This window comes from Acidiphilium sp. PA, assembly GCF_026191915.1.
GTDB lineage: Bacteria > Pseudomonadota > Alphaproteobacteria > Acetobacterales > Acetobacteraceae > Acidiphilium.
The window spans coordinates 169,694-191,903 of the sequence record NZ_JAIMBY010000002.1; the positions used below are offsets into that span (position 1 = coordinate 169,694).

Consider the following 22,210-nt stretch of genomic DNA (forward strand, 5'->3'; position numbering starts at 1 on the left):
GCGGCCTCTATGATTTTGGTCTCGAAATATGCACGAAAAGGCCCGGACATGGCAAGCAGCGCCGCCCCGCCCAGCGTGATCATCGCCGGCGCCGGGGTGGCAGGTCTGACGGCGGCGCATCGCCTGCTGGAGCGCGGCTATGATGTGACGCTGATCGAGGCGAATGACTTCGTCGGCGGCAAGCTTGGCGCGCATCGCGATGCCGGGCTGGATGCGGATGCCGGGGATGCGGCGAAACCCGCGGCGTGCGACCTGTGCGCCGGGTCTGGCGGCTGCCCGCGCACCGGCGACTGGCACGAGCATTGCTATCATATGTATCTCAACTGGTATCATAATTTCTGGGCGTTGATGGATGAGGTCGGCGCGCTCGACAGCTTCATCCCGATCGATGCGGTGTTCAACCTGCCGCGCGGCAGACCGGACCGCAGCAGGCCGGGCGCGCGTGCGACGAGCCTGGTGAACGTCGGTTCGCCATGGACCATCTTGCGCAATCTCGCGAGCGGCATGGATACGCCGATCAATATGTTTCTCTCGGGTCAGGCGATGGCCGACCTGACCAGCGAGCCTGCCAGACGCAGCGATCAGCTCGAGAAGACCAGCGTCGCGTCCTTCATGGCGGGCCGCAGTTATGCGAGCGATGCGGCGCTGGCCGCGACCTATCGGACCACGGCACAGGCGTTCGCCTCGCCGAGCTATCTGAGTTCGGCACGCAGTTTCAAAGCCCTGCTGAGCTACGGGCTGCGTGTGCCGGAGCCCTCGATGTGGCTGCTGGCCGGCCCTACCGCCCGTGCGATATTCACGCCCTGGCTGAAGCGGCTGCACGCGATTGCCAGCGGGGTCACACTTGTCGGGGCGCTCGATCCTGATCCGGCCAATCCGCTGGGGATCGTGGCGGGCCTGCCCGCGGCGCGCGGGCCGGGCGGCCGGCTGACCATTCATACGCTTACCTCGGTCCGATCCCTGACCATCGACCCCGATACGGGGCGGATTACCGGCATCGGCCTGTTGCGGCATGCCTCATCCCCCTCGATCCATCGCGGTCGGCCGGACGAGCAACCATCGATGCCGTTCGAGCCGATGGCGGTGAGCGATGATCTGATCCTGGCGTTGCCGCCCGGGCCGCTGGGTGAGCTGATCACCCCGGCGATCGCGGCGCGGGCGCCGACATTGCCGAATGTGCATTACCTCCGCACCGAGCCGATGATTTCGGTCGATCTGTTCTTTCGCCGCAAGCTCGAGAGGATTCCACGCGGCATCACGGTGCTGCTGGATTCGCCGTATCAGATGAGTTTTCTCGATACGTCGCAAACCTGGGCGCAGGCCGCGGCGCAAGGCACCAGTCTGAACGTGGTGGCCTCGAACGCCGATACGCTGGTGCCGATGAGCTATGGCGATGACGATATCATTGCCGCCTTGCTGGGCGAACTGCATCGCTATCTGGATTTCGACGATGCCGATCTGCTGACCTGCCGCACCCATTTGCAGACCAATGTCGGCGAGGAATTATTCGTCAATCAGGTCGGCAGCTGGGACTGGCGGCCCCAGGCGACCTGCGGCATTCCGAACCTGTTTGTCGCCGGGGATTTCTGCCAGACCGCCATCGATGTCGTGACCATCGAAGGGGCGGTGGTCAGCGGTTTGATGGCGGCGGAGGCGCTGCGGCGCCGCCATCGTCGTGGACCGCCCATCCGCATCCGCCAGCCCGATGAATACCCCGCGCTCGCAAAGGCGGCGCTTGCGGCGGCGACGCGGCCGTTTGCCTATCTCGGCGGCATGGTGGCCACCGCCGATCGGACCATCAAGCGGCGCTATGCGCGGTGGTTTCCGAACGGTTGAGGCCTGCCGCTATTTCGCGAATGCGGGTTCGACCGCATCCTGGTAGGTGACCTGTCCCGGTTTGATGTTGCCGATGAAGACCTGCAGCGCGAGGGCGTTTTGGAAGGCTTTCGGCGAGATGGCCGGGTTGGCGGGATAGACGTTTTCCGCAACCATGCGCGCGACGGCCGATTTCAGCACCGGGGCGGGCAGGGTGGGAAACTCCTTTTCGGCCACGTCGAGCGGGATTTTCGGGTTGGTGTGCATCATGTGTTCGGCTTCGGCGAGGCTGGCGACGAACGCCTTGACCATGCCAGGGTCTTTCACGCCGGTCGCTTTCAGCATGTCGATGGTCGAGAAGGCGTAGCCGCCGGGGTAGTGTTTGGTGAAGGCGTAGATGATCTTGTCGCCGGCGGCGAGACCCTCGTCGAGTTGCGGCTCGTAGACGGCGGCGGCGGCGGCGCGGCCGGCCATGATGGGGGCCAGCTCGGTGCCGATCTGCACCGTATCCAGCGTCGCGGTGCTCTTGTCGCGTTTGAGCAGGCGTTGCAGCAGGTAGGTGCTGGTCGAGGGGGGAATCGCGGTCGCAACCGGTTTGCCGGCGAGCCCGGCGATCGCGGTGATTTTCGAGCCTTTCGGGACCACCACCCAGACCGGCGCGCCGTTGACGACCAGGGCGACGTTGGTCATCGAGGCGCCCTTGAGATTGGCGAGAATTGCGGTCATCGGGTCCTGCAGCGAGAAGGTGGCGTTGCCGCCGATTACCGCGGCGACCGCCGCGGCACCGCTGCCGGCGGTGACCTTGTCGACCGCGAGACCGTGTTTGGCGAAGATACCCTGATCGATCGCGACATAGAGCGGCAGATACAGCAGCGATTGGAACGCCTGATAGATGACCACTTTTTGGGGGGAAGCTGCCTGAGCGGGGCTGAGCATGGTGCCGGCGAGGCAGAGTGCGCCGAGGGTTTGGGCGAGGGTGCGTTTCAACGATCGGATTTCCAAGTGACGAACCTTTCTTCGATGAGGCGGACGATCAGGGTCAGGAGCGATGCCATCAGCGTGAGTACGATGATGCCGAGCCAGACCGTGTTGAGGTCGAACAGCGAACCGGCGACGAACACTTCGTGCCCGAGACCGGCCTGCGAGGCGATGTATTCACCGACCACCGCGCCGATCAGCGCGAAGCCGATGTTCATGCGCAGGGCCGAAAAGATCCACGGCACCGCGCTGGGGAGGATGAGTTTGCGGAAAATCTTGCCGCGCGAGGCGCCGAGCGCGCGGAACAGGTTGAGCAGGTCGCGGTCGAGTTCGCGCACCGAGGCGGTCGCCGCGATCATCGAGACCGCGAAGGTGGAAATGGCGGCGAGCCAGATTTTCGAGCTCATGCCCGAGCCGAACCAGATCACGATCAAGGGGCCGAGCGCGATTTTCGGCACCGAGTTCAACACGATCGAGACACCTTCGGCCGGGCGGGCGATTTTCGGCACGAACCACAGGCCGAGACCGCAGCCGGTGCCCGTGATGCTGCCGAGCAGCAGGCCCGCGACGGTTTCATAGAGCGTCACCCAGCTATCATAGAGTAGCGTGCCGGTGGTCAGGCCCTGACGCGCGGAGGCCAGAATGCCGAGCGGCGAGCCGAACAACTGGCCGTTGATCAGATGACGATCGGCCGCGATCTGCCACAGGGCAAGACCGGCGAGCACGATCGCCGCCACGGCGGCGTTCTGCACCAGGTTGCGCAGGCGGTGGGGGCTGGCCCGGCGGGTGCGCGGCCGTGGCGGGGCTGCGGTGTCGATCTGCGCGCTCATGCGGCGATCGCGGTCGATTTCAGGGCGCCCCAGATGCGGGCGTGATAGGCGCGGAATTCCGGCGCCTCGCGCGCGCTGATGGCGTCGCGCCGGCCGGGTGTGGTCAGGCCGATCGCGATATCCTGCGACACGCGCGCGGGGCGGCCCGCGAGCACCACGACGCGATCGCTCATCGCGATGGCTTCCTCGATATCGTGGGTGACCAGCACCACGCTCATGCCGCGCTCATCGCGCAGGCTCATCACATCGTCCTCCAGCATCAGCCGGGTTTCGTAGTCGAGGGCGGAAAATGGCTCGTCGAGCAGCAGCACGGTCGGGCGCAGCAGCAGCGTGCGGGTGAGCGCGACACGCTGGCGCTGACCGCCGGAGATTTCATGCGGGTAGGCATTGATCTGGGCTGCGAGACCATAGCGATCGAGCATGGCGATCGCATCCGCGCGATCGGCGGCGCCGACATTGCCGCGCAGTTCGATGCCGAGCAGCGCATTGTCGAGCACGCTGCGCCAGGGCAGCAGCAGGTCTTTTTGCAGCATGTAGGCGATACGGCTGTTGCCGGTGCCGGCCGGCACCCCACCGATTTCGATGCGGCCCGAACGCGGGCGCAGCAGACCGGAGATGATATTGAACAGCGTGGATTTGCCGGCACCGCTGCGCCCGACGATGGCCAGGATCTCGCCGGGTGCGACCGCGATGTCGAGCCGGTCGAGCACCGGTGTGGCTCCGCCGTCGGCCGCGATGAAATCGTGGCTGAGACTGCGGATGGCGAGGGCCGGCGTCATGATCGCGCTGTCATTGCGGGGCGGCGGCTGGGTCAACAGGGGGCTCCAGAGTGGTTGTGATGCCCGGGACGGTACGCACGATCCGTGCCATCACGACAGATCGGGTCATACCGATGAAATTCGGGGCATTCTATACGTAATTGTCCATAGGTCCGGCGATTATCTGCCTATAAAATAATCTTTATCGGCATCGGCGCTGAATATAGCGCCAGTTCGGGTGCGCCCGGGCGCAGCGTGGCCCTGGCGCGCGGCTATGCTAGGCTGCGCGCGGGGAGATCAAGGATGAGCCAGGCGATCAGCGCGATCAAGGTGACGGCCAACGGGCTGACCTTTGCGGTCGATACGGCCGGCAGCGGGTCTAAGCTGGCGCTCTGCCTGCATGGATTTCCCGAATGCAAATTCTCCTGGCGCTATCAGCTGCCCATGCTGGCGGCGCTGGGTTATACGGCCTGGGCGCCGGATCTGCGCGGTTATGGCGAGAGCGCGCGACCGGACGGGGTGGCGGCGTACCGGATATCGGCCTTGCTGCGCGATGTGGCGGGGCTGATCGATGCGGCGCGGGCGCGCGGCATCGACGGTGAGGTTGTGCTGATCGGCCATGATTGGGGCGGCGCGCTCGGCTGGTTGTTCGTGCTGAACGCGGTCCGCCCGGTCGATCGGTTCATCGTGATGAACCTGCCGCACCCCGATCTGTTCGCGCGCGGGCTGCGCACCATGCGGCAGCTCAGGCGTTCGTGGTATATTTTCTGGTTCCAACTCCCGTGGTTGCCCGAGCGCGTGCTGGCGGCGAACGACGCCGCGTGGATCGCGCGGGCGTTTCGGGGCATGGCGGTCGACAAGAGCCGGTTTCCCGAGGCGGTGCTGGCGGTGTACCGCGCCAACGCGCTGATCCCTGGGGGGCTGACCGCGATGATCAACTGGTATCGGGCGAATTTTCGCAATCCGTTTCGCAGCCTGGCACCGGCGAAACGCCTGACCGTACCGACGCTGATGATCTGGGGTGAGCGCGACGCCGCGCTCGGCAAGGAGCTTACGATCGGCACGGAAGCGCTGGTCGATGATTTCACCATTCGCTACCTGCCCGGCGTCTCGCACTGGGTGCAACAGGAAGCGCCCGAGGCGGTCAACGCGATGATGACGGCGTGGCTGGCGGGTGAAATGCCGCCGTTTTACGACAGATGACGGTGACTCAGGGCTGATCGAGCAGGACGCCTTTGCTGGTGGCTTCGACCGCGACGATGCCGGACTCCACCAGGGTCAGCGTACCGGCCGAGGTCGCGATCGTGCCCAGCCCCGGCCGGTGTTCGAGGTCGGTCACCACCCAGCGGATCAGCGTGCGCGCGTTCATCGGCACGCCGCGGCGGAAGCGGAAGGTGAACTCCATGCCGACGGTCGGGCCGAGGTTCGAAAAATAGCCCGCGGTCAGACCCATCATGCGCGCGGTGGTTTCGGTACCGCTGGCGATCAGCCCGCCGAACCGCGAGGCGGTTGCCATGGCTTCGTCGTGATGCAGGGGGTTGGTGTCGCCGACCAGCCGGGCAAACGCCTGTGACGCTTCGGTTTCGAAAACATGTTCGACCTCGAAACTCGTGCCGAGCTTGACCATGTGATCCATGTCTGTCGGTTTCCTTGTCACGCGTTCTTGTCCGGCGCCGCCCGCCGTGGCACTGAGCATCGAATTAGGGTGCCACACCGGCGAGTTGCCGTCCATTCGCGTGCCGTCGTGCCAGCGGGCGTTTTTTCAGTTCGGGGGAAGTTCATTGTCGATCAAGCCTTTACGCAAAGCGGTATTGCCGGTTGCCGGCCTGGGGACGCGGTTTTTGCCGGCGACCAAGGCGATTCCCAAGGAAATGCTGCCGGTGGTGGATCGTCCGCTGATCCAGTACGCGATCGATGAGGCGCGCGCCGCCGGCATCGAGCAGTTCTGCATGGTCACCGGCCGGGGCAAGACCGCGCTGATCGACCATTTCGACATCGCCTTCGAGCTCGAGGCGACGCTGCACGAGCGGGGCAAGGACGAAACCCTGGGGATGCTGCGCTCGGAGGCGATGGAACCGGGTTCGATCGTCACGGTCCGCCAGCAGGTGCCGCTCGGGCTTGGTCACGCGATCTGGTGCGCACGCGCCTTCATCGGCGATGATCCGTTTGCGATCATCCTGCCGGACGACCTCGTGTTGAGCGACACGCCCTGCCTGACCCAGCTGGCCGAAGCCTATCGGCAGACCGGCGGCAATGTGGTCGCGATCGAGGAAGTGCCGATGGAGCAGGTGCATCGCTACGGCGTGCTGAAAACCGGGGAAAGCCGGGGCAATCTGGTCGAAGTGCTCGGGCTGGTCGAAAAACCCAAGCGCGAATTGGCCCCGTCCAACCTGTCGATCATCGGGCGGTATGTGTTGCTGCCTGAGGTGATCGCGCATCTCGCGCGGATGGAGCGCGGCGCGGGCAATGAAGTGCAACTGACGGATGCGATGGCCAAAATGATCGGGCATGCGCCGTTCTTCGGCTTGAAATTCGAGGGGCGGCGGTTCGATTGCGGCGACAAGATCGGCTATCTGGAAGCGCAGATCGCCTTTGGCCTGTCGCGGCCCGATCTGAGCCCGGAAATTCGCAACTTCCTGAAAGCCTATACCAATGCATGACCAAGCCGTTTTTTCGCATCTGTTTCCCGCCACCATCCTGCGCGAATACGACATCCGCGGCATCGTCGGTGAAACGCTGCACGAGGCGGATGCCTATGCGATCGGGCGTACCTTCGGCTCGATCGTCGCGCGCAAGGGTGGCAGCCGGGTTGCCGTCGGGCGGGATGGCCGCTTGTCCTCGCCGCAACTGGCCGCGATGCTGATCGAAGGGTTGATGGCGAGCGGCATGGCAGTGATCGACATTGGCTGCGGCCCGACGCCGATGCTCTATTTCGCTGCCACGGTCGAGGCGACCGATGGCGCCGTGATGGTCACCGGCAGCCACAACCCGGCGAATTATAACGGCTTTAAAATGATGCTCGGCCGCAAGCCGTTCTTTGGTCCGCAAATCCAGGAGCTCGGCCGGCTTGCCGCTGCGGGCGATGTCGTTGCGGCGGTGCCGGGCTCGGTGACCGCGCAGGATATCAGCGAGGCGTATATCAAGCGCCTGTTGCAGGATTGGGATGGCGGGGATCGTGCCCTGAACGTGGTATGGGATTCGGGCAACGGCGCGGCGGGCGATGTGCTGACGCGCCTGGTCAAGGCACTGCCCGGCAAGCACACCGTGCTGAACGCCGCAATCGATGGCCGGTTTCCCGCCCATCACCCGGACCCGACGGTGCCGAAAAACCTGGAGCAGCTGGTGGCCGCCGTGCGCCAGCAGGGGGCGGACATCGGCATCGCGTTCGATGGCGATGCGGACCGGATTGGCATCGTCGATGACACGGGTGAAATTCTGTTCGGCGACCAGTTCCTGATCCTGCTCGCGCGCGACGTGCTGGAGAACCATCCGGGTGCGACCATCATCGCCGATGTCAAGGCGAGCCAGGTGCTGTTCGATCAGATCGCGGCGGCCGGCGGTACGCCATTGATGTGGAAGACCGGCCATTCGCTGATCAAATCCAAAATGGCGGAAACCGGCTCGCCGCTGGCTGGTGAAATGTCCGGCCATATTTTCTTTGCCGACCGCTGGTACGGGTTCGATGATGCGCTTTACGCCGCGATCCGCGTGATGAACGCGATGATCAACAGCGGGCAGAGCGTCTCGGCCTTCCGCAAGAGCCTGCCGCCGGTGCTCAACACGCCGGAACTGCGCTTCGATTGCGAGGAGAGCCGCAAGTTCAGCGTCGTCGCGGAGGTTGCCGAGCGCCTGCGCGCCGATGGCGCGACGGTGTCCGAAACCGATGGCGTGCGGGTCAATACGCCCGACGGCTGGTGGCTGCTGCGGGCGTCCAACACCCAGGCGGTTCTGGTCGCGCGGGCCGAAGCGGGGTCGGAGGCGGGGCTGGCGCGGCTGAAGGCGACGCTTGCGTCCCAGTTGGCGGCATCCGGCCTTGCGCCCGATTTTTCCGGCGCGAATGCCGGCCACTGATCGGGGCGGGCCGCGCGCGCGCCTGCACGTTGCGGTTTTGCTGCCGTGTCATAACGAAGGCATCGCGATCGGCCGGGTGGTGCGCGCGTTTCGCGCCGCGCTGCCCGATGCCACGGTGTTCGTGTTCGACAACAATTCGACCGACGACACCGTCGCCGAGGCCCGCGCCGCGGGTGCCGTGGTGCGCACCGAAACCCAGCAGGGCAAGGGCCACGTGGTGCGGCGGATGTTTCGCGATATCGACGCCGATTACTATGTGATGGCGGATGGCGATGACACCTACGATGCGAGCCTGGCGCCGCGCCTGCTCGATATCGCGCAGCGCGGCCCGTATGATCTGGTGAATTGCGTGCGGGTCGAAACCGCGCAGGAGGCGTATCGCGGCGGCCACCGGTTCGGCAATCTGATGCTGACCGGCGCTGTGCGCTTTATTTTCGGCGACCGCGTGGAGGACATGCTGTCGGGCTATAAAATCCTGTCACGCCGCTTCGTGAAATCCTTTCCGGCCCTGTCCACCGGGTTCGACATCGAGACTGAACTCGCGGTCCATGCGTTGGAACTCTCGATTCCGATCGCGCATGAACAGGGCAGCTATCGCGGCCGGCCGCCGGGGTCGGAGAGCAAGCTGCGCACCTATCAGGACGGCTGGCGGATTCTGAAAATGATCCTGAAACTGGTCCGCCACGAGCGCCCGCTGGCGTTTTTCGGTGCGATTGGGCTGGCCTGCGCCGTGGTTGCCACGGCGCTGATCATTCCGGTGCTGGTGACCTACCTGCACACCGGGCTGGTGCCGCGCCTGCCCACCGCGGTTCTTGCGACCGGCATCATGCTGGTCGGCGCGCTGAGCCTGACCACCGGCATCATTCTCGATACGGTGACCCGTGGGCGGCGCGAATTGCGTTTGCTGGCGTATCTTGGTTTGCCGGCACCGGCGGTGCCGGATGAGGCGGCTCGCCAGACGATAGATGAATGAGTTGAACGCGTCTGGCCAAGCCCGTCCGTCCGCGCTGCAGTTGGTCCCCTGGCTCGGCGCGGTTGTGGTCGTTGTGCTCTATCTGGGCTATTATCTGGGCGATCCGTCGCTCCCCGGCAATAACCCGGCCTACCCGCTGGGCTGGTGGGGCTGGTTCGATCAAGGGAAATATATCCAGTCGGCCCAGGCGCTATGGGCGCATCATTTTTCGCCTGCCCTGAACTGGTTTCCTCTTGGCTATTCTCTGCTGGCAGCACCGTTCATCGGAATGCTGCCAATGCATCCGTTCTTTTTTGTCGATCTTGCAGGTCTGCTGATTGCCTACGCGGCATTCCAATCCTTCGCGCTGCGCCTTGCCGTGCGACGTCACTGGTCAGCACCCCTGTTCATTCTAACGGCGATGGCGGATCAGCGGCTGGCAAGGACATGGGCGGTGCCCTGGAACACGACCGCATCGGCCGCACTGATCTGGCTGAGCTTCGCCGGCACCGCCGCGCAACTTGCCGCGCCGGCGCCGGCGCAGGATCGGTGGCGGTTGCCGCGCCTCTTCGGATTGGGCGCGGTGTTCGGCGCCATGCCGCTGGTCCGCCCCACCGATGCGTTGATTACAGCACTTTGCGGCGGCACCCTGCTGATAGCGGAATTTGGCCGCCGCCGCGTGCGCTGGCAGGATGCCGCCGCGCTGGTCGGCGGTGGATTGATCGTGCTGCTACCTTATGGGCTTCTGTATTTGCGAATTTATGGCCTGCACGAGACCGCCTATGTGATTCAGTCGGGACGTCTTGGCTTCGCGTTTTCCGAGTTTCCCTGGAAAGCCTACGTCTTGCTGATCGACCCGCGCCCGTGGTTTCCCAGCGGGGTGGGTCTGCTGGCCCGCTGTCCCTGGATTGCATTGGGCATTGCCGGTGTGGTGCCGGCGATCTTGCAGACCAGCGGGCCGGCGCGGTGGAGCGCCTCGTTGCTGGCCGTCGCGATCGTTTCCTATTGCGTGGTATTTTTTTCCTATATCGACCTGCTGCCGAGCGGCTTGTGGATGTATGCGAATGTGCACTACTTCCAATGGGTGTTTCCGGGCGTCGGGCTGTTCGCATTCCTCCTGCTGCGGGCGTTGCGCGGGTCTGAGCGGCGAGTGGCGCTCGTGTCCCTCGTGGCTACGCTGATCGTGCTGTCCGTGCGGATCGAGGCCGTGCCGGTCGGTAATCGATCGCCGGCCCGGATGGTGCAGTTTCCCGGTGTTACCGGAAGTTGGGGCCATATATATTTCGGCAACGAGGTACTGCGCGACGCCCGCGGCACCATGACCAATATTATCCAGATGCGGCTACTGCCCGATGGCGAAGGTGTGCGGGCAATCGCGCTGCGGCGGATGTTCGCCGGTCCGGTGCGCTGGGCACCGGGCGGCGCGCCGTCGCCGCAGGCTCAAACCGTCGTTCCTAAGCGATGGGGTGAACGGATCACGTTCGGTTATCCGCTCTGGCTGCCGCCCTATTCCTCCGGTGCGCTGCCGCCGCACAGGTAATCGCGCGGCTACGCTGCCTGATCGATCCCCACCGGATGGTGACAGGCAACCGACCGACCATCGGCCAATTCACGCAGTGCCGGCATCGCGGTTTTACAAATATCGGTGGCATAGCGGCAGCGCGGATGGAACGGGCAGCCGCCGGGCGGGTTGGCGGGGCTCGGCGGATCGCCCGCGAGGACGATGCGGTGGCGCTGTTTCGCGCGCGCCGGGTCTGCCACCGGTACGGAGGAGATCAGGGCTTCGGTGTAGGGATGCGCTGCGGCCGCGAGGATTTGTTCGGTCGCACCGATCTCCACGATATGGCCGAGGTACATGACCGCGACCCGATCCGCGATTTGCCGCACGACGCCGAGATCATGCGCGATGAACAGCATGGCGATGCCGCGATCGCGCTTGAGGTCGGTCAACAAATTGATGATCTGCGCCTGCACCGAGACATCGAGCGCCGATACCGGTTCATCGGCAACGATCAGCCGCGGGGCCAGTGCGAGCGCGCGCGCGATGCCGACGCGCTGGCGCTGGCCGCCGGAGAACTCATGGGGAAACCGGTCGAGATGTTCGGGCCGCAGGCCGACATCCGCGATCAGGCGCCGCACCGCCTCGCTGATGGTCGCGCGGGTGCCGCGGCGATGCACGACCAGCGGTTCGGCCACGATATCGCGCACCCGGCGGCGCGGGTTGAGCGAGGCGTAGGGGTCCTGGAAGATCATTTGCAGATCGGCGCGGGTGGCGCGCAGGGCGCCGCCGCGTTGGCGGGTGATATCGGTGCCGGCAAGCGTGATCCGCCCGGAGGAAACCTCGAGCAATCGGGTGACGCAGCGCCCGAGCGTGGATTTACCGCAGCCTGATTCGCCGACCAGGCCGAGGGTCTCGCCATCGTTGATCGTGAACGAGACATCATCGACGGCCCGGATCAGCGATTTGCCTGCCCGCGTCAGACCGCTGCCGGTTGTGTAGGTTTTGCTCAGCCGGTCGATCGTCAGCAAGGGCGCGCTCATGCCGCCAGCACCTGGTTGCGCGCGGCGGCGCGCTCATGCCCGGCGAGGACGCAGGCGGCCTGATGCGCGGTGCCGGTCAATGCCGGCGGGGCGGGCAGGCATTCCGGCCGGACGAAGCCGCAGCGCGGTGAAAAGGCGCAGCCTTGCGGCCGGCGATCGAGCGCCGGCGGCAGGCCGGGAATGGTGGTGAGGCGCGGGCGGCGGATGCCATCGAGCGCCGGCATCGAACCCAGCAGGCCCCAGGTGTAGGGGTGGTGCGGGTCGGCGAACAGCGCGGCGGTTTCGGCGGTTTCGACGATGCGCCCGGAATACATCACCGCGACGCGATCCGCGGTTTCGGCGACGACGCCCAGATTATGGGTGATCAAAATGACCGCGGAATTGAAATCATCGCGCAACTTGCGGATCAGTTCGAGAATTTGCGCCTGTACCGTCACGTCGAGCGCGGTGGTCGGCTCATCGGCCAGCAGCAGGGCGGGGTTGCATGACAGCGCCATGGCGATGACGGCGCGCTGGCGTTGGCCGCCGGACAATTCCTGCGGGTAGCGTACGGCGGCGCGGTGGGGATCGGGCAGGCCGACCGCATCGAGCAACTCGACCGCGCGGGCCTGTGCGGCGTGGCGCGACAGATCGGTATGGATGCGGATCTGTTCGCTGATCTGTGCGCCGATGGTGAACACCGGGGTCAGTGCCGTCATCGGGTCCTGGAAGATCATTGCGATGGCGCCGCCGCGCAACCGGCGCAGGGTTTCGGGTTTCTGGCCGATCAGTTCGGTGCCGCGAAACCGGATCGAGCCGGTGATGGCGGCGTTGGGGTCGCCGATCAGGTCGAGAATCGCAAGCACGGTGAGGCTTTTGCCCGAACCCGATTCGCCGACGATGCCGAGAATTTCCCGCTCGGCGATGCTGAACGAAACGCCATCGACCGCGCGGATCAGGCCATGGCTCGTGCGGAAACTGACGGCCAGATCAGTGATTTCCAGCAAATGGCTCATCGGCGCAACCGCATGCGCGGGTCGAACGCGGCGTAGAGGATATCGACGACCGCGTTCGAGACGACGACGAACACGGAGGCATAGATCACGGTCGCCATGATCATCGGCAAATCCAAAGTCTCCAGGGCCTGATAGGTCAGATACCCGACACCTTGAAGCCCGAACACCACCTCGGTCAACAGCGCGCCGCCGCCGACCAGCACGCCGAAATCGAGGCCGAACAGCGTGACCACGCTGACCAGCGAGCAGCGCAGCGCGTGGCGGAGCAGCACCTGACGTTCGGATAATCCTTTGGCGCGGGCGGTGCGGATGAAATCTTCCTGCATGGTTTCGATCAGGGCGGCGCGCAGCACGCGGGCATAAAGGCCGATGTAGAGAATTGCGAGCGTGATCCACGGGATCAGCAATGATTTGAACCACAGCACGGGGGATTTCGAAAAATCGACATAGCCGAGCGGCGGCACCCAGGAAAACAGCCACGTATGATGCCAGATGCCCTGGGTGAACAGATTGGCCATGGTGCCGACCCAGAACACCGGCATGGATATGCCGATCAGCGACAGCACCATCAATAACCGGTCGATCCAGCTATTGCGGAATGCCGCCGCCACGGCCCCGATGACGATGGCCACGACGATCCAGATGATCGCAGCACCCGCCACCAGCGACAAAGTAACCGGTGCTGCCTTGAACACCTGCGGCACGACTTTTTCACCAAGGTTCACGTAGGAGGTGAGATTGCGGGTGATGAAGATTTTTTTCATCATGAGCGCGTATTGAACAGGCAGCGGCCGGTTGAGGCCGAACTGCCGCTCCACCCGGGCGACGGTCTGCGGCGAGGCGTTTTTACCCGCGATGCGCGCGGCGGGATTGGCGCCGGGGGTTGCGAAAAAAATCAGGAACACGAGGACGGAAATGCCGAACAGCACGGCAATCATATGGACCAGACGGCGGATGATGGTGCCTGCCATGCGTCTAGTTCCGCAGTTTTGCGCGTGGGTCCAGCGCATCGCGCAGGCCATCGCCCAGAATGTTCAGCGCGAGCACCGTGATGACGATGGCGAGCCCCGGCGCGATCGCGACCATCGGGCGCGTATAGATCAGGCTCTCGCCGTCATGAATGATCGTGCCCCAGCTTGCCGCCGGCGGCTGTACGCCGATCGACAGGAACGACAGCGCCGCCTCGGTCAGCAGATCGAGGGCGATGATCAGCGGCGCGAATACCACGAGGGCCGAAATCACGTTCGGCAGAATATCGAACCACAGGATGCGCCAGGCCGGCGCGCCGATGCCGATGGCGGCGAGCACATAATCGCTCTGGCGCAAACCCATCACCAGGCCACGCACCGGCCGTGCCACATAGGGCACGTAGATGACGCCAATGATCGTGATCGGCAACGCGAGGCTCGATGCATCGAGCCGGAACAGGCCGAGATCGATCCCATGCGCGATCAGCACCACCGAGAGGGAAATGGCGAGCAGGAATACCGGAAACGCCCAGAGCGCATCGAGCAGCCAGGAAATGATGCGGTCCACCCAGCCGCCGAAAAATCCTGCCAGAATGCCGGTTATTGCCGCCAGCACGAGGCAGACGGCGGCGGCGGCGAAGGAAATGATCAGAGAATTGCCACCGCCATAGAGCAGCCGGGCGGCAACATCGCGCCCCTGTTGATCGGCGCCCAGCATATAGGGGCCAAGCCGCCAGGACGGCCCGATCGGCTCGATACCGAGATGCAGCGGGTTGTTCGCCGCACCAAGCACCTCGACCGGCTTGCCGTGGCGCATCACCGTGCCGGACAAATTCGAGCGGAAGGGATTGGTGTGCGCAATATGCGCGGCATACCAGGGGGCGGCGGCGCACATGAGGGCGATGATGACGAGCACGGCCAGTGAAATCATCGCCGCCCGGTCGCGCAGCAGCTTGCGGCCGGCCATCGCCCAGTACCCGGGCGCGGGCGGTGCGATATCGCGGTCCGTTGCGCTAACCTCGCTCATTTGACCACCGCGAGCTGGGGCAGGAACATGTATTCGCCGCTGAATGTGAAATGTTTCAGCGTGGCCGCGGTGAAATCGAGTTTGGCAACGGAAAACAGGCTGACCACCAAAGCCCGCCGTGTGATCTGGTGATCGACATGCGACCAGATGGCGTTGGCCTGGTTGGGGTGCAGCAACGACAAGGTTTCGGCATGCGCCATTTCCGTATCGATCGCCGGATCGCAAAAGCCGGAAATGTTGATCGAATTATCGGAGCCTTTCCGAAATGAACCACAGGAGAACAGCACATTTAGGAAATCGGATGCAGCCGGATAATCCTGAGCCCAATCGGTCACCGAGATTTGCACCTTGTTGTTGGTGTTCTGGATATAATTGAATTCGATGTTCGATGAGAGCGGTTTGACATCGGCAACAAACCCAAGCCGGTTCAGCACATCCTGCAGATAGATTCCGATCTGGCGGAACGGCGATTGCACTTCGGTGATCACGGTCACGTGCTGGCCGATCATACCGGATTTTTTCATGTAGGCACGGGCGAGGGGCCAGTTCGGGGCGGACCATGTGGCGCCAGGATGTTCGGTATAGGGGCAATAGGCCTGATAACCCGGCATTTCAGGCGGCAGGATCTGGCAATCGGGCTTGGCCAGAGCGTTGCCGCCGAACAATTTGACCATCGATTCCCGGTTTACCGCGTATTCGACGGCCAGACGGGCATCCTTGTTGTTGAACGGCGCAATATTCACGTTCATCGGCGCGTAATAGAACCAGTTGAGCGGATTGATATGGACCTGGCGGGTATATTTGGTCGCAATCTCGTTCAGCCGGTCGGCGGGTACGTCTTCGAACATCCAGTCGTACTGATCGTTCTCGACCGCGGTGACCTGCGATTCGGCGGACAGGCCAAATTTGTAGTCGATCTCGTTTGGATAACCCTTCGGCTGCGCCAGCCTGCTCCATTGATGAAACTGCGGATTGCGCACCATCACGATGCCGCCGGACGGATCGTAGGATTTGACCATATAGGCGCCGGTGCCGGGAATCGGCTGCGTGCCCATGTCGTGATCGGGCGTGTCCGCCGGCAGGATCGCGCCGAACGGCACAGCCAATTGATCGAGAAACTCGGAATCCGGGTGGCGCAGATGGATGGTGATTGTGTTGCTCGCGGCATCGATCACCACGCCAGACAGCGTGCAGTGGTGCGGATGCGCGTTGCAGGTGCGCCCGCCCACGATCACATCGTACCAGGTGCCGGCGTTGGGGTTGTTCACCTTGAACAGGCGGCGAAAACTGTGGGCCACGGCCTGCACGGTGACGGGTTCGCCGTTCGAGAATTTAATCCCGCGGCGCAGATGAAACACATAGGTCTTGCCGTCGTCAGTTGGTTTCGGCACTTCGGTCGCGAGATCAGGCACGATCACCAGCGACCCTGGCCCGCTGGTCTTCGCGAAAGTGACCAGACCATCGTACATGGCCTGGAAAATCTCCCAGTAGCGCTCGGTATAGTTGATCTGTGGATCGAACGAGCCGGATCCGGCCGTGGTGATCAGCCGCAGCGTTCCGCCATAATTGGCGGCATTCGCATGGGCCCTGCCGGCGACGAGGCAGGCGACAATCAGCAGCGTCGCAGCGACGCGCCTCATGCGGCCGGCAACATGCCGACCAGGCGTTCAGCCTCCGCGACGATCGGGTTGGCAATCGCGGCGGCACGCGCGGCACCGTGCTGCAAGATCGTGTCGATATGTGTGGGGTCTGCCGCCAGCCGGTTGGTTTCCTCGCGGATGGGTGTCAGTTTTTCAACCACGAGTTCAGTCAGCCGTTCCTTCAAATGCCCGAACCCGCGATTGCCATGCAGGCGCAGCACCTCGGCTTGGGTGATATCGGCAAGGGCCGCGAAAATTCCAACCAGATTGCGGGCCTCCGGCCGGCCGTCGAGCTTTTCGGGATGATCCGGCAGATCGGCAGGGTCGGTTTTGGCCCGGCGGATTTTCTGGGCGATCGTGTCGTTGTCATCGGTCAGGTTGATCCGGCTCTGGTCGGACGTGTCGGATTTGGACATTTTTTTCGCGCCATCGCGCAGACTCATGATCCGCGCGGTACCACCGATGATGCGCGGGTGGATGACCGGAAAAAAGTCGGTCGCATAATCGTGATTGAATTTCTGCGCGATGTCGTTGGCCAGTTCAAGATGCTGGCTCTGATCCTCGCCTACCGGCACTTCGGTGGCGTGATAGGCGAGGATATCGGCCGCCATCAGGTTGGGATAAACAAACAGGCCGGTCGAGACCGCCTCGCGATCCTTGCCGGCCTTGTCCTTGAACTGGGTCATCCGGTTGAGCCAGCCGAACCGCGCGACGCAGTTGAAAATCCACGCCAGTCGCGTGTGCGCGTGCACCGCCGATTGGTGAAACAGAATGCTGCGGGACGGATCGATGCCGCAGGCGATCAGCAAGGCCGCGTTGGTGCGGGTTTGCGCGCGCAGGGCAGGCGGGTCCTGCCACACCGTGATCGCATGCAGATCGACTAGGCAATAGATGCTCTCATTGCCCTCCTGCAGCGCCACCCAGTTCTGGATGGCGCCAAGATAATTGCCCAGATGCGCGATGCCGGTGGGCTGAATGCCCGAGAAAATGCGTGCCATGCGCCTGTATCGGCTGTGTTGTGCGGCGGGGTCAAGCAGGGGATCGGCTGGACGGAGGTGAGATAGTTGGGGTGAAGGTTCTTCTTTTTTGCGAACAAAAAAGAAGCAAAAAAATACTTTGTTAGTTTGGGCCCGTGTCGCTTCAAACGCCCATGCCCCAGAGTCAAAAAGTTTTTTGCTTCTTTTTTACAAAAAAGAAGCCCTTCCTTAATTGACCCGCCCCTTCAACCTTTAACACCATCCAGCGCCGCGCCGCCCTTCGCGGGCCGCCGCAACATGCTCCGCACTTCGGCCACACGAAATGCGCCGATCCCCAGCCCGATCGCGCCGAATCCGCAAATGCCCAGGCCGATCAGCCCGATCAGCGCGAGGCTACCCGGCAGGTGCATCAGCGGTGTGGCGCGCAGGGCGACCAGCATGATCGCCATCGCCGCGCTGGCGATCACGATTCGGATGACGCGCCCGACCAGTCGCCGATCCGGCGCGAAGCCGCCGTGCCGGCGCAACAGAATGGCGAGCATCGCGACATTGAACCAGGCCGCAATGCTGGTCGACAGCGCGATTCCCACCTGTTGCAACGGGTGCATCAGAATCAGGTTGAGCGCCAGGTTGAGTGCTACGGCGGCAAGGCCGATTTTCACAGGGGTTTTCGTATCGCCACGCGCGAAAAAACCCGGCGCGAACAGTTTGACCAGCACGAAGGCGGGCAGACCGAATGCGTAGGCCGCCAGGGCTGCCGCGCTGCGGGCGGCATCGGCATCGGAAAACGCGCCATGGGCGAACAAGGTGCGCATGATCGGCAGGCCGATCGCCCCGAGTGCGGCAGCACCCGGCAGGGTCAGCAACAGGGCGAATTCGAACGCCCGATTGAGCGCCCCCTGGGCCTGCAGTGTTTCGTTGCGCCGAAAATGCCGCGACAGGCTGGGCAGCAACACGGTGCCGAGCGCCGCACCGATAACGCCGAGCGGCAATTGATTGACCCGGTCGGCGTAGTACAGCACCGAGACGGTGCCGTTCGGCAGCAGTGACGCGATGATGGTATCGACCGTCAGATTGAGTTGCGTGACACCCGCACCGATCAACCCCGGCCCGAGGCGGCGCAGCACGATGACTGCTGCCGGCGTCAGGCGCGGCATGCGCAGGCGCAGCGGTGTGCCGGCTTTTGCCAGGGCGCGCCCGAGCATCGCAAATTGCACGATGCCCGATATCACCACGCCATAGGCCAGGGCTTCGGGCACGCGCGTGCCATTGCCATGCAGAATGAACAAGGATGCGATGATCGATACATTGAACAGGATCGGCGCAGCGGACGCCGCGGCGAAATGACCCCGCGCGTTCAGCACGCCGGCGAACAGCGCACACAGGCAGATCAGCCACAGATAGGGAAAGGTGATGCGCGACAGATGCACCGCCAGTGCGAATTTCGAGGGTTCCGCGCGAAATCCCGGTGCGAGGGCATCGAGCACCGCCGGCATGAAGATCATGCCCAGCGCCATCAGCACGAACAGAAACACCACCATGATCGCGGTGATCTCCTCCGCCAGCCGCCGCGCCGGACCCTCGCCCTCGTGGCTCAGCAGCCCGGTGTAGGCGGGGATGAAGGCAGCGCTGAACGCGCCTTCACCGAACAGTCGCCGAAACAGATTGGGCAGCCGCAGGGCCACGAAAAACGCATCCGCGGCGGGCCCCGCGCCGAGCAGCGCCGCGATCAGGATGTCGCGTGCGAAGCCGAGCACGCGGCTGCCCAGCGTCCAGGCGCCGACCGTAAGGGCGTTTCTGATCATTGCAGGCTCTTAGCGTGCGGCAAGCGTGGGTTCCAGCCGGGCGATGTTCGGCGGCGCATGCGGCAGGATGAACCCATCCGCGGGATAATCGGTGATGCCCAACGCCCGCGTCGGCGGATACCACACCCGCACCAGCGTCCAGTCGTTTTGCCGCGAGACATCGAACACCGGTTGCCCGTGCTCGATCCGCCCCGGCAGCCAGTTTGCCTGGGTCACGGTGATTTCGCGGGGTGCTACAATATGCGTCACCACCGCCAGATGCCCTTCATCCATCGAGCCGTGCCGGCGCAGCACCAGCACCGCGCCCACCGCCGGAGCGTGGGTGCGCAGATAGCGGCCGGCGGCCTCTTGCCACCAGGTCCAGGCATTTCCGGTCAGCGCAATCCCGGAGACCGCGCGGGCGTAGGGCACACAGGACAGCGTGGTGCGCTGCCCATAGGCATCGATGCCGGTGCGCGGCGGCGACGTGCCGCAGCTGCTGAGGCCCAGCATCATGACGACAATCGCCCTGCCGATTCGCATGGCTGGATGTTATCAGAGCCCCGGGCCTGCTAAACAGGATTTTATGGACACGATCTATCGCGGTGACATTGCAACCAAGGCCGGCCGGCGCAACGCATGGCTCGATGCCCTGTTCATCGATCACGCCGTGCTCCGCCTCGGCTGGACCAATTTCGCCGTGGTGAAGCCAGGGGCGCTGTACCGCTCGAACCACCCGGTGCCGTTTCAGCTGGAAAAATTCACCCGCACCGTCGGCCTGCGTACGCTCATCAATCTCCGTGGCGAATGCCGCAACGGTTCGGATGCTTTGTCGCGCGACGCGGCCGGCCGGCTCGGGCTCGATTTCTACGACATGGCGCTGGAATCACGCGGTGCGCCGCAGCGGGACAGGATTTTGCGGATCGCCGAAATTTTCCGCACGATGCAGCGCCCCGCACTGGTCCATTGCAAATCCGGCGCTGATCGTGCCGGGATCGGCTCAGCATTGTTCGTCCTGATCGAGGGCGGCACGGTGGCGGCGGCGCGGGCGCAGCTGAGCTGGCGGTTCGGCCACATTCGCCAATCCAACACCGGCATTCTCGATGCATTTCTCGACGAATACGAGCGGGCGGGCGAGGGGCGGAAACCGTTTCTCGACTGGGTCGCCGAGGATTATGACGAGGTCGCCCTGCGGCGCGCCTACGATGCGCGCAACGCCAACGCCCTGCCACGCCGGATCGCCCGCTTCGTCAACGATCGGATCCTGGCGCGCGAGTGATGCTCACCCTTCCGGAGGCGCGACGCTGATCGGGATTTCGCGCGGCTCGACCTGCGGTTGGTCGCCCAGGCCGTTGACCTGATCGCTGTATTCGCCCTCGGTCTGAGACTCGTCGCGCTGGTTGTCGTCACGCCGGCCGTTGGCATGGCCGTTCTGCTGGTTGTTCTGGTTATGCTGCTGACCGCCCTGGTTGCCCTGGGCCTGATTCATTGCGGTGATGATGCGGAAATAATGCTCGGCATGCTGATAATAGGCTTCCGCAAGCACGCGATCGCCGCTGCTCGACGCATCGCGCCCCATTTGCTGGTATTTGTCGTAAAGCTGCTGTGCGGTGCCACGCACCCGCTGCTCAGGGCCGGAACTGTCGAATACATGGTTCCGATTGAGCGGCGTGCCGCTCTGATAGCTCCGAAAATTGCCGCCGCCGCCACCGCCATTATTCCGGTTGTTGCGCCCGCGCATACGTTTGATATTCATCGAACTTCCGTCATCCTGTTGCAGTGCGTCTTGCCGCGCCCCTATCGTCCGAACCTAAGTCGAGCGTTGATGAGCGCATCAAATCCGCTTACCCGTGAGATAAAGTGATTGATCAATACGTGATCGTTCATACACGCTCGATCCGGTGATATTGCACCACAACCATGAACACCCGGTTGTATGACCACCAACCCGAATACCATGCATTCGGGTATCAAAGAATGCACGCGGTAAATAGGCTGATTCGCGCAATTCACCAAATGGTTTTTTCACGCATCCCCTCCGGTGCTGACATGACGATGGCGCGGGGCACACCGGCAAGGTCGGCGTGACTGACCGCGGCGAGCCCGGCGGCCGTCGCGAGGGCCATGAGTTGAGCCGCCTGGCCGATGCCGGCCTCGATAACCGCGATGCCCGCCGGGGCGAGCAGCCGGGGCAGGTCCGCGATGATGCAGCGATAGGCGTCGAACCCGTCCAACCCGCCATCCAGCGCGGAAAGCGGCTCAAACCGGGCGACATCCGGCATCAGCCCGGCAAGCGCGGGCGAGGGGATGTAGGGCGGGTTCGACAGGACCAGATCGAACGACCCGGCAAGCGGTGCGGCCCAATCCGCGACCACGAAGCCGCACCGCGCACCTAATCCCAGCCTCAGCGCATTGGCGCGCGCGAGGGCGGTTGCCGCGGCGATCCGGTCGGTGCCGATTCCGAACGCGTCGTCGAAGGCGCTGAGAGCGGCCAGCAGCAGCGCGCCGGTGCCGGTACCCAGATCGAGCACGGTGCGAACCCGCGCCCGTTCCGGCCGATGATGCAGCGCCGCCTCGATCAGCGTTTCACTGTCCGGTCGGGGGATGAGCGTGGCGGGTGACACCATCAGCTCCAGACTCCAGAACTCGCGGCGCCCGGTAATGTAGGCCAGCGGCTCACGCATCGCCCGGCGCCGTGCCATCGCCAGTGCCGCTTCACTCATGACGGTTTCGCGGCTGAACAGGGACGAAGGATCGCACCCGATCGCATGCGCCAGAATGAGCCGCGCTTCCCGGCGTGGCTCCTCGATGCCGCCGGCCGCGAGAATCGCCGCGATCGCCTTCAACGCATCGGCGGTCGCGACCATCGCCATG

The 22,210-nt window shown here is 64.1% G+C and carries 21 protein-coding genes; 7 read left to right on the forward strand and 14 right to left on the reverse strand.

Annotated elements, in window-relative coordinates:
- Positions 1-48 precede the first annotated feature (48 nt).
- The gene (locus AruPA_RS04375) at positions 49-1,836 is read left to right on the forward strand and encodes an FAD-dependent oxidoreductase (RefSeq protein WP_265635397.1); all 1,788 of its coding nucleotides are present in this window, start codon (positions 49-51) and stop codon (positions 1,834-1,836) included.
- A gap of 9 nt (positions 1,837-1,845) precedes the next feature.
- Here the strand turns inward: AruPA_RS04375 and AruPA_RS04380 are convergent, their stop codons facing one another.
- Genes AruPA_RS04380 through AruPA_RS04390 form a run of 3 tightly spaced genes read right to left on the reverse strand, consistent with a single transcriptional unit; the run spans position 1,846 to position 4,438 of the window.
- Entirely contained in the window at positions 1,846-2,802 is a 957-nt protein-coding gene (locus tag AruPA_RS04380) for an ABC transporter substrate-binding protein (RefSeq protein ID WP_265635399.1), read from the reverse strand.
- Positions 2,799-3,623 carry an ABC transporter permease gene (locus AruPA_RS04385; RefSeq protein ID WP_265635400.1) on the reverse strand — a complete coding sequence of 275 codons (825 nt, stop codon included), beginning with the start codon at positions 3,621-3,623 and terminating at the stop codon, positions 2,799-2,801. The genes AruPA_RS04380 and AruPA_RS04385 overlap by 4 nt, the downstream gene beginning before the upstream one ends.
- On the reverse strand, positions 3,620-4,438 hold the full coding sequence (locus AruPA_RS04390) for an ABC transporter ATP-binding protein (protein ID WP_265635402.1): 819 nt from the start codon (positions 4,436-4,438) through the stop codon (positions 3,620-3,622). The genes AruPA_RS04385 and AruPA_RS04390 overlap by 4 nt, the downstream gene beginning before the upstream one ends.
- A 246-nt stretch (positions 4,439-4,684) precedes the next feature.
- On the opposite strand from AruPA_RS04390, the gene AruPA_RS04395 reads away from it, so the two are divergent.
- The gene (locus AruPA_RS04395; protein ID WP_265635404.1) at positions 4,685-5,584 is read left to right on the forward strand and encodes an alpha/beta fold hydrolase; all 900 of its coding nucleotides are present in this window, start codon (positions 4,685-4,687) and stop codon (positions 5,582-5,584) included.
- A gap of 7 nt (positions 5,585-5,591) precedes the next feature.
- Here the strand turns inward: AruPA_RS04395 and AruPA_RS04400 are convergent, their stop codons facing one another.
- The gene (locus AruPA_RS04400) at positions 5,592-6,017 is read right to left on the reverse strand and encodes a MaoC family dehydratase (RefSeq protein ID WP_265635405.1); all 426 of its coding nucleotides are present in this window, start codon (positions 6,015-6,017) and stop codon (positions 5,592-5,594) included.
- Positions 6,018-6,162: 145 nt separating this feature from the next.
- Between AruPA_RS04400 and galU the strand changes: the two genes are divergently transcribed.
- Genes galU through AruPA_RS04420 form a run of 4 tightly spaced genes read left to right on the forward strand, consistent with a single transcriptional unit; the run spans position 6,163 to position 10,944 of the window.
- Positions 6,163-7,041, forward strand: a complete 879-nt coding sequence (gene galU, locus AruPA_RS04405; RefSeq protein WP_265635760.1) for a UTP--glucose-1-phosphate uridylyltransferase GalU — start codon at positions 6,163-6,165, stop codon at positions 7,039-7,041.
- On the forward strand, positions 7,034-8,452 hold the full coding sequence (pgmG, locus tag AruPA_RS04410) for a phosphoglucomutase/phosphomannomutase PgmG (protein ID WP_265635407.1): 1,419 nt from the start codon (positions 7,034-7,036) through the stop codon (positions 8,450-8,452). Before galU ends, pgmG begins: the two co-directional genes overlap by 8 nt.
- Entirely contained in the window at positions 8,439-9,425 is a 987-nt protein-coding gene (locus AruPA_RS04415; RefSeq protein ID WP_265635409.1) for a glycosyltransferase family 2 protein, read from the forward strand. The genes pgmG and AruPA_RS04415 overlap by 14 nt, the downstream gene beginning before the upstream one ends.
- The gene (locus AruPA_RS04420) at positions 9,418-10,944 is read left to right on the forward strand and encodes a hypothetical protein (protein WP_265635410.1); all 1,527 of its coding nucleotides are present in this window, start codon (positions 9,418-9,420) and stop codon (positions 10,942-10,944) included. Before AruPA_RS04415 ends, AruPA_RS04420 begins: the two co-directional genes overlap by 8 nt.
- A gap of 8 nt (positions 10,945-10,952) precedes the next feature.
- Here AruPA_RS04420 and AruPA_RS04425 read toward each other — a convergent pair whose 3' ends face one another.
- The 8 genes from AruPA_RS04425 to AruPA_RS04460 all read right to left on the reverse strand — a co-directional run bounded on the left by AruPA_RS04425 (position 10,953) and on the right by AruPA_RS04460 (position 19,879).
- Complete coding sequence (locus AruPA_RS04425) at positions 10,953-11,945, reverse strand: ABC transporter ATP-binding protein (RefSeq protein WP_265635412.1); 993 nt, start codon at positions 11,943-11,945, stop codon at positions 10,953-10,955.
- Positions 11,942-12,940, reverse strand: a complete 999-nt coding sequence (locus AruPA_RS04430; protein WP_265635414.1) for an ABC transporter ATP-binding protein — start codon at positions 12,938-12,940, stop codon at positions 11,942-11,944. The genes AruPA_RS04425 and AruPA_RS04430 overlap by 4 nt, the downstream gene beginning before the upstream one ends.
- The gene (locus tag AruPA_RS04435; protein WP_265635416.1) at positions 12,937-13,911 is read right to left on the reverse strand and encodes an ABC transporter permease; all 975 of its coding nucleotides are present in this window, start codon (positions 13,909-13,911) and stop codon (positions 12,937-12,939) included. The genes AruPA_RS04430 and AruPA_RS04435 overlap by 4 nt, the downstream gene beginning before the upstream one ends.
- 4 nt (positions 13,912-13,915) lie before the next feature.
- A complete protein-coding gene (locus tag AruPA_RS04440) occupies positions 13,916-14,935 on the reverse strand; it encodes an ABC transporter permease (protein ID WP_265635418.1) in 1,020 nt (339 codons plus the stop codon).
- The gene (locus AruPA_RS04445; RefSeq protein ID WP_265635419.1) at positions 14,932-16,575 is read right to left on the reverse strand and encodes an ABC transporter substrate-binding protein; all 1,644 of its coding nucleotides are present in this window, start codon (positions 16,573-16,575) and stop codon (positions 14,932-14,934) included. Before AruPA_RS04445 ends, AruPA_RS04440 begins: the two co-directional genes overlap by 4 nt.
- A complete protein-coding gene (trpS, locus tag AruPA_RS04450) occupies positions 16,572-17,573 on the reverse strand; it encodes a tryptophan--tRNA ligase (protein WP_265635420.1) in 1,002 nt (333 codons plus the stop codon). The genes AruPA_RS04445 and trpS overlap by 4 nt, the downstream gene beginning before the upstream one ends.
- 224 nt (positions 17,574-17,797) lie before the next feature.
- Positions 17,798-19,357 carry a murein biosynthesis integral membrane protein MurJ gene (gene murJ, locus AruPA_RS04455; RefSeq protein WP_265635421.1) on the reverse strand — a complete coding sequence of 520 codons (1,560 nt, stop codon included), beginning with the start codon at positions 19,355-19,357 and terminating at the stop codon, positions 17,798-17,800.
- A 9-nt stretch (positions 19,358-19,366) separates the two neighbouring features.
- Entirely contained in the window at positions 19,367-19,879 is a 513-nt protein-coding gene (locus tag AruPA_RS04460; protein ID WP_265635422.1) for a CHAP domain-containing protein, read from the reverse strand.
- 43 nt (positions 19,880-19,922) lie between these two features.
- Here AruPA_RS04460 and AruPA_RS04465 point away from each other — a divergent pair, with 43 nt between their 5' ends.
- Positions 19,923-20,615 (forward strand): tyrosine-protein phosphatase, encoded by a 693-nt coding sequence (locus AruPA_RS04465; protein WP_265635423.1) that lies wholly within the window; start codon positions 19,923-19,925, stop codon positions 20,613-20,615.
- Between the two features lie 3 nt (positions 20,616-20,618).
- Here the strand turns inward: AruPA_RS04465 and AruPA_RS04470 are convergent, their stop codons facing one another.
- Together AruPA_RS04470 and prmC are read right to left on the reverse strand one after the other, a co-directional pair.
- The gene (locus AruPA_RS04470; RefSeq protein ID WP_265635424.1) at positions 20,619-21,092 is read right to left on the reverse strand and encodes a DUF4167 domain-containing protein; all 474 of its coding nucleotides are present in this window, start codon (positions 21,090-21,092) and stop codon (positions 20,619-20,621) included.
- Between the two features lie 253 nt (positions 21,093-21,345).
- Complete coding sequence (gene prmC / locus AruPA_RS04475; RefSeq protein ID WP_408858574.1) at positions 21,346-22,203, reverse strand: peptide chain release factor N(5)-glutamine methyltransferase; 858 nt, start codon at positions 22,201-22,203, stop codon at positions 21,346-21,348.
- Positions 22,204-22,210: the final 7 nt, after the last annotated feature.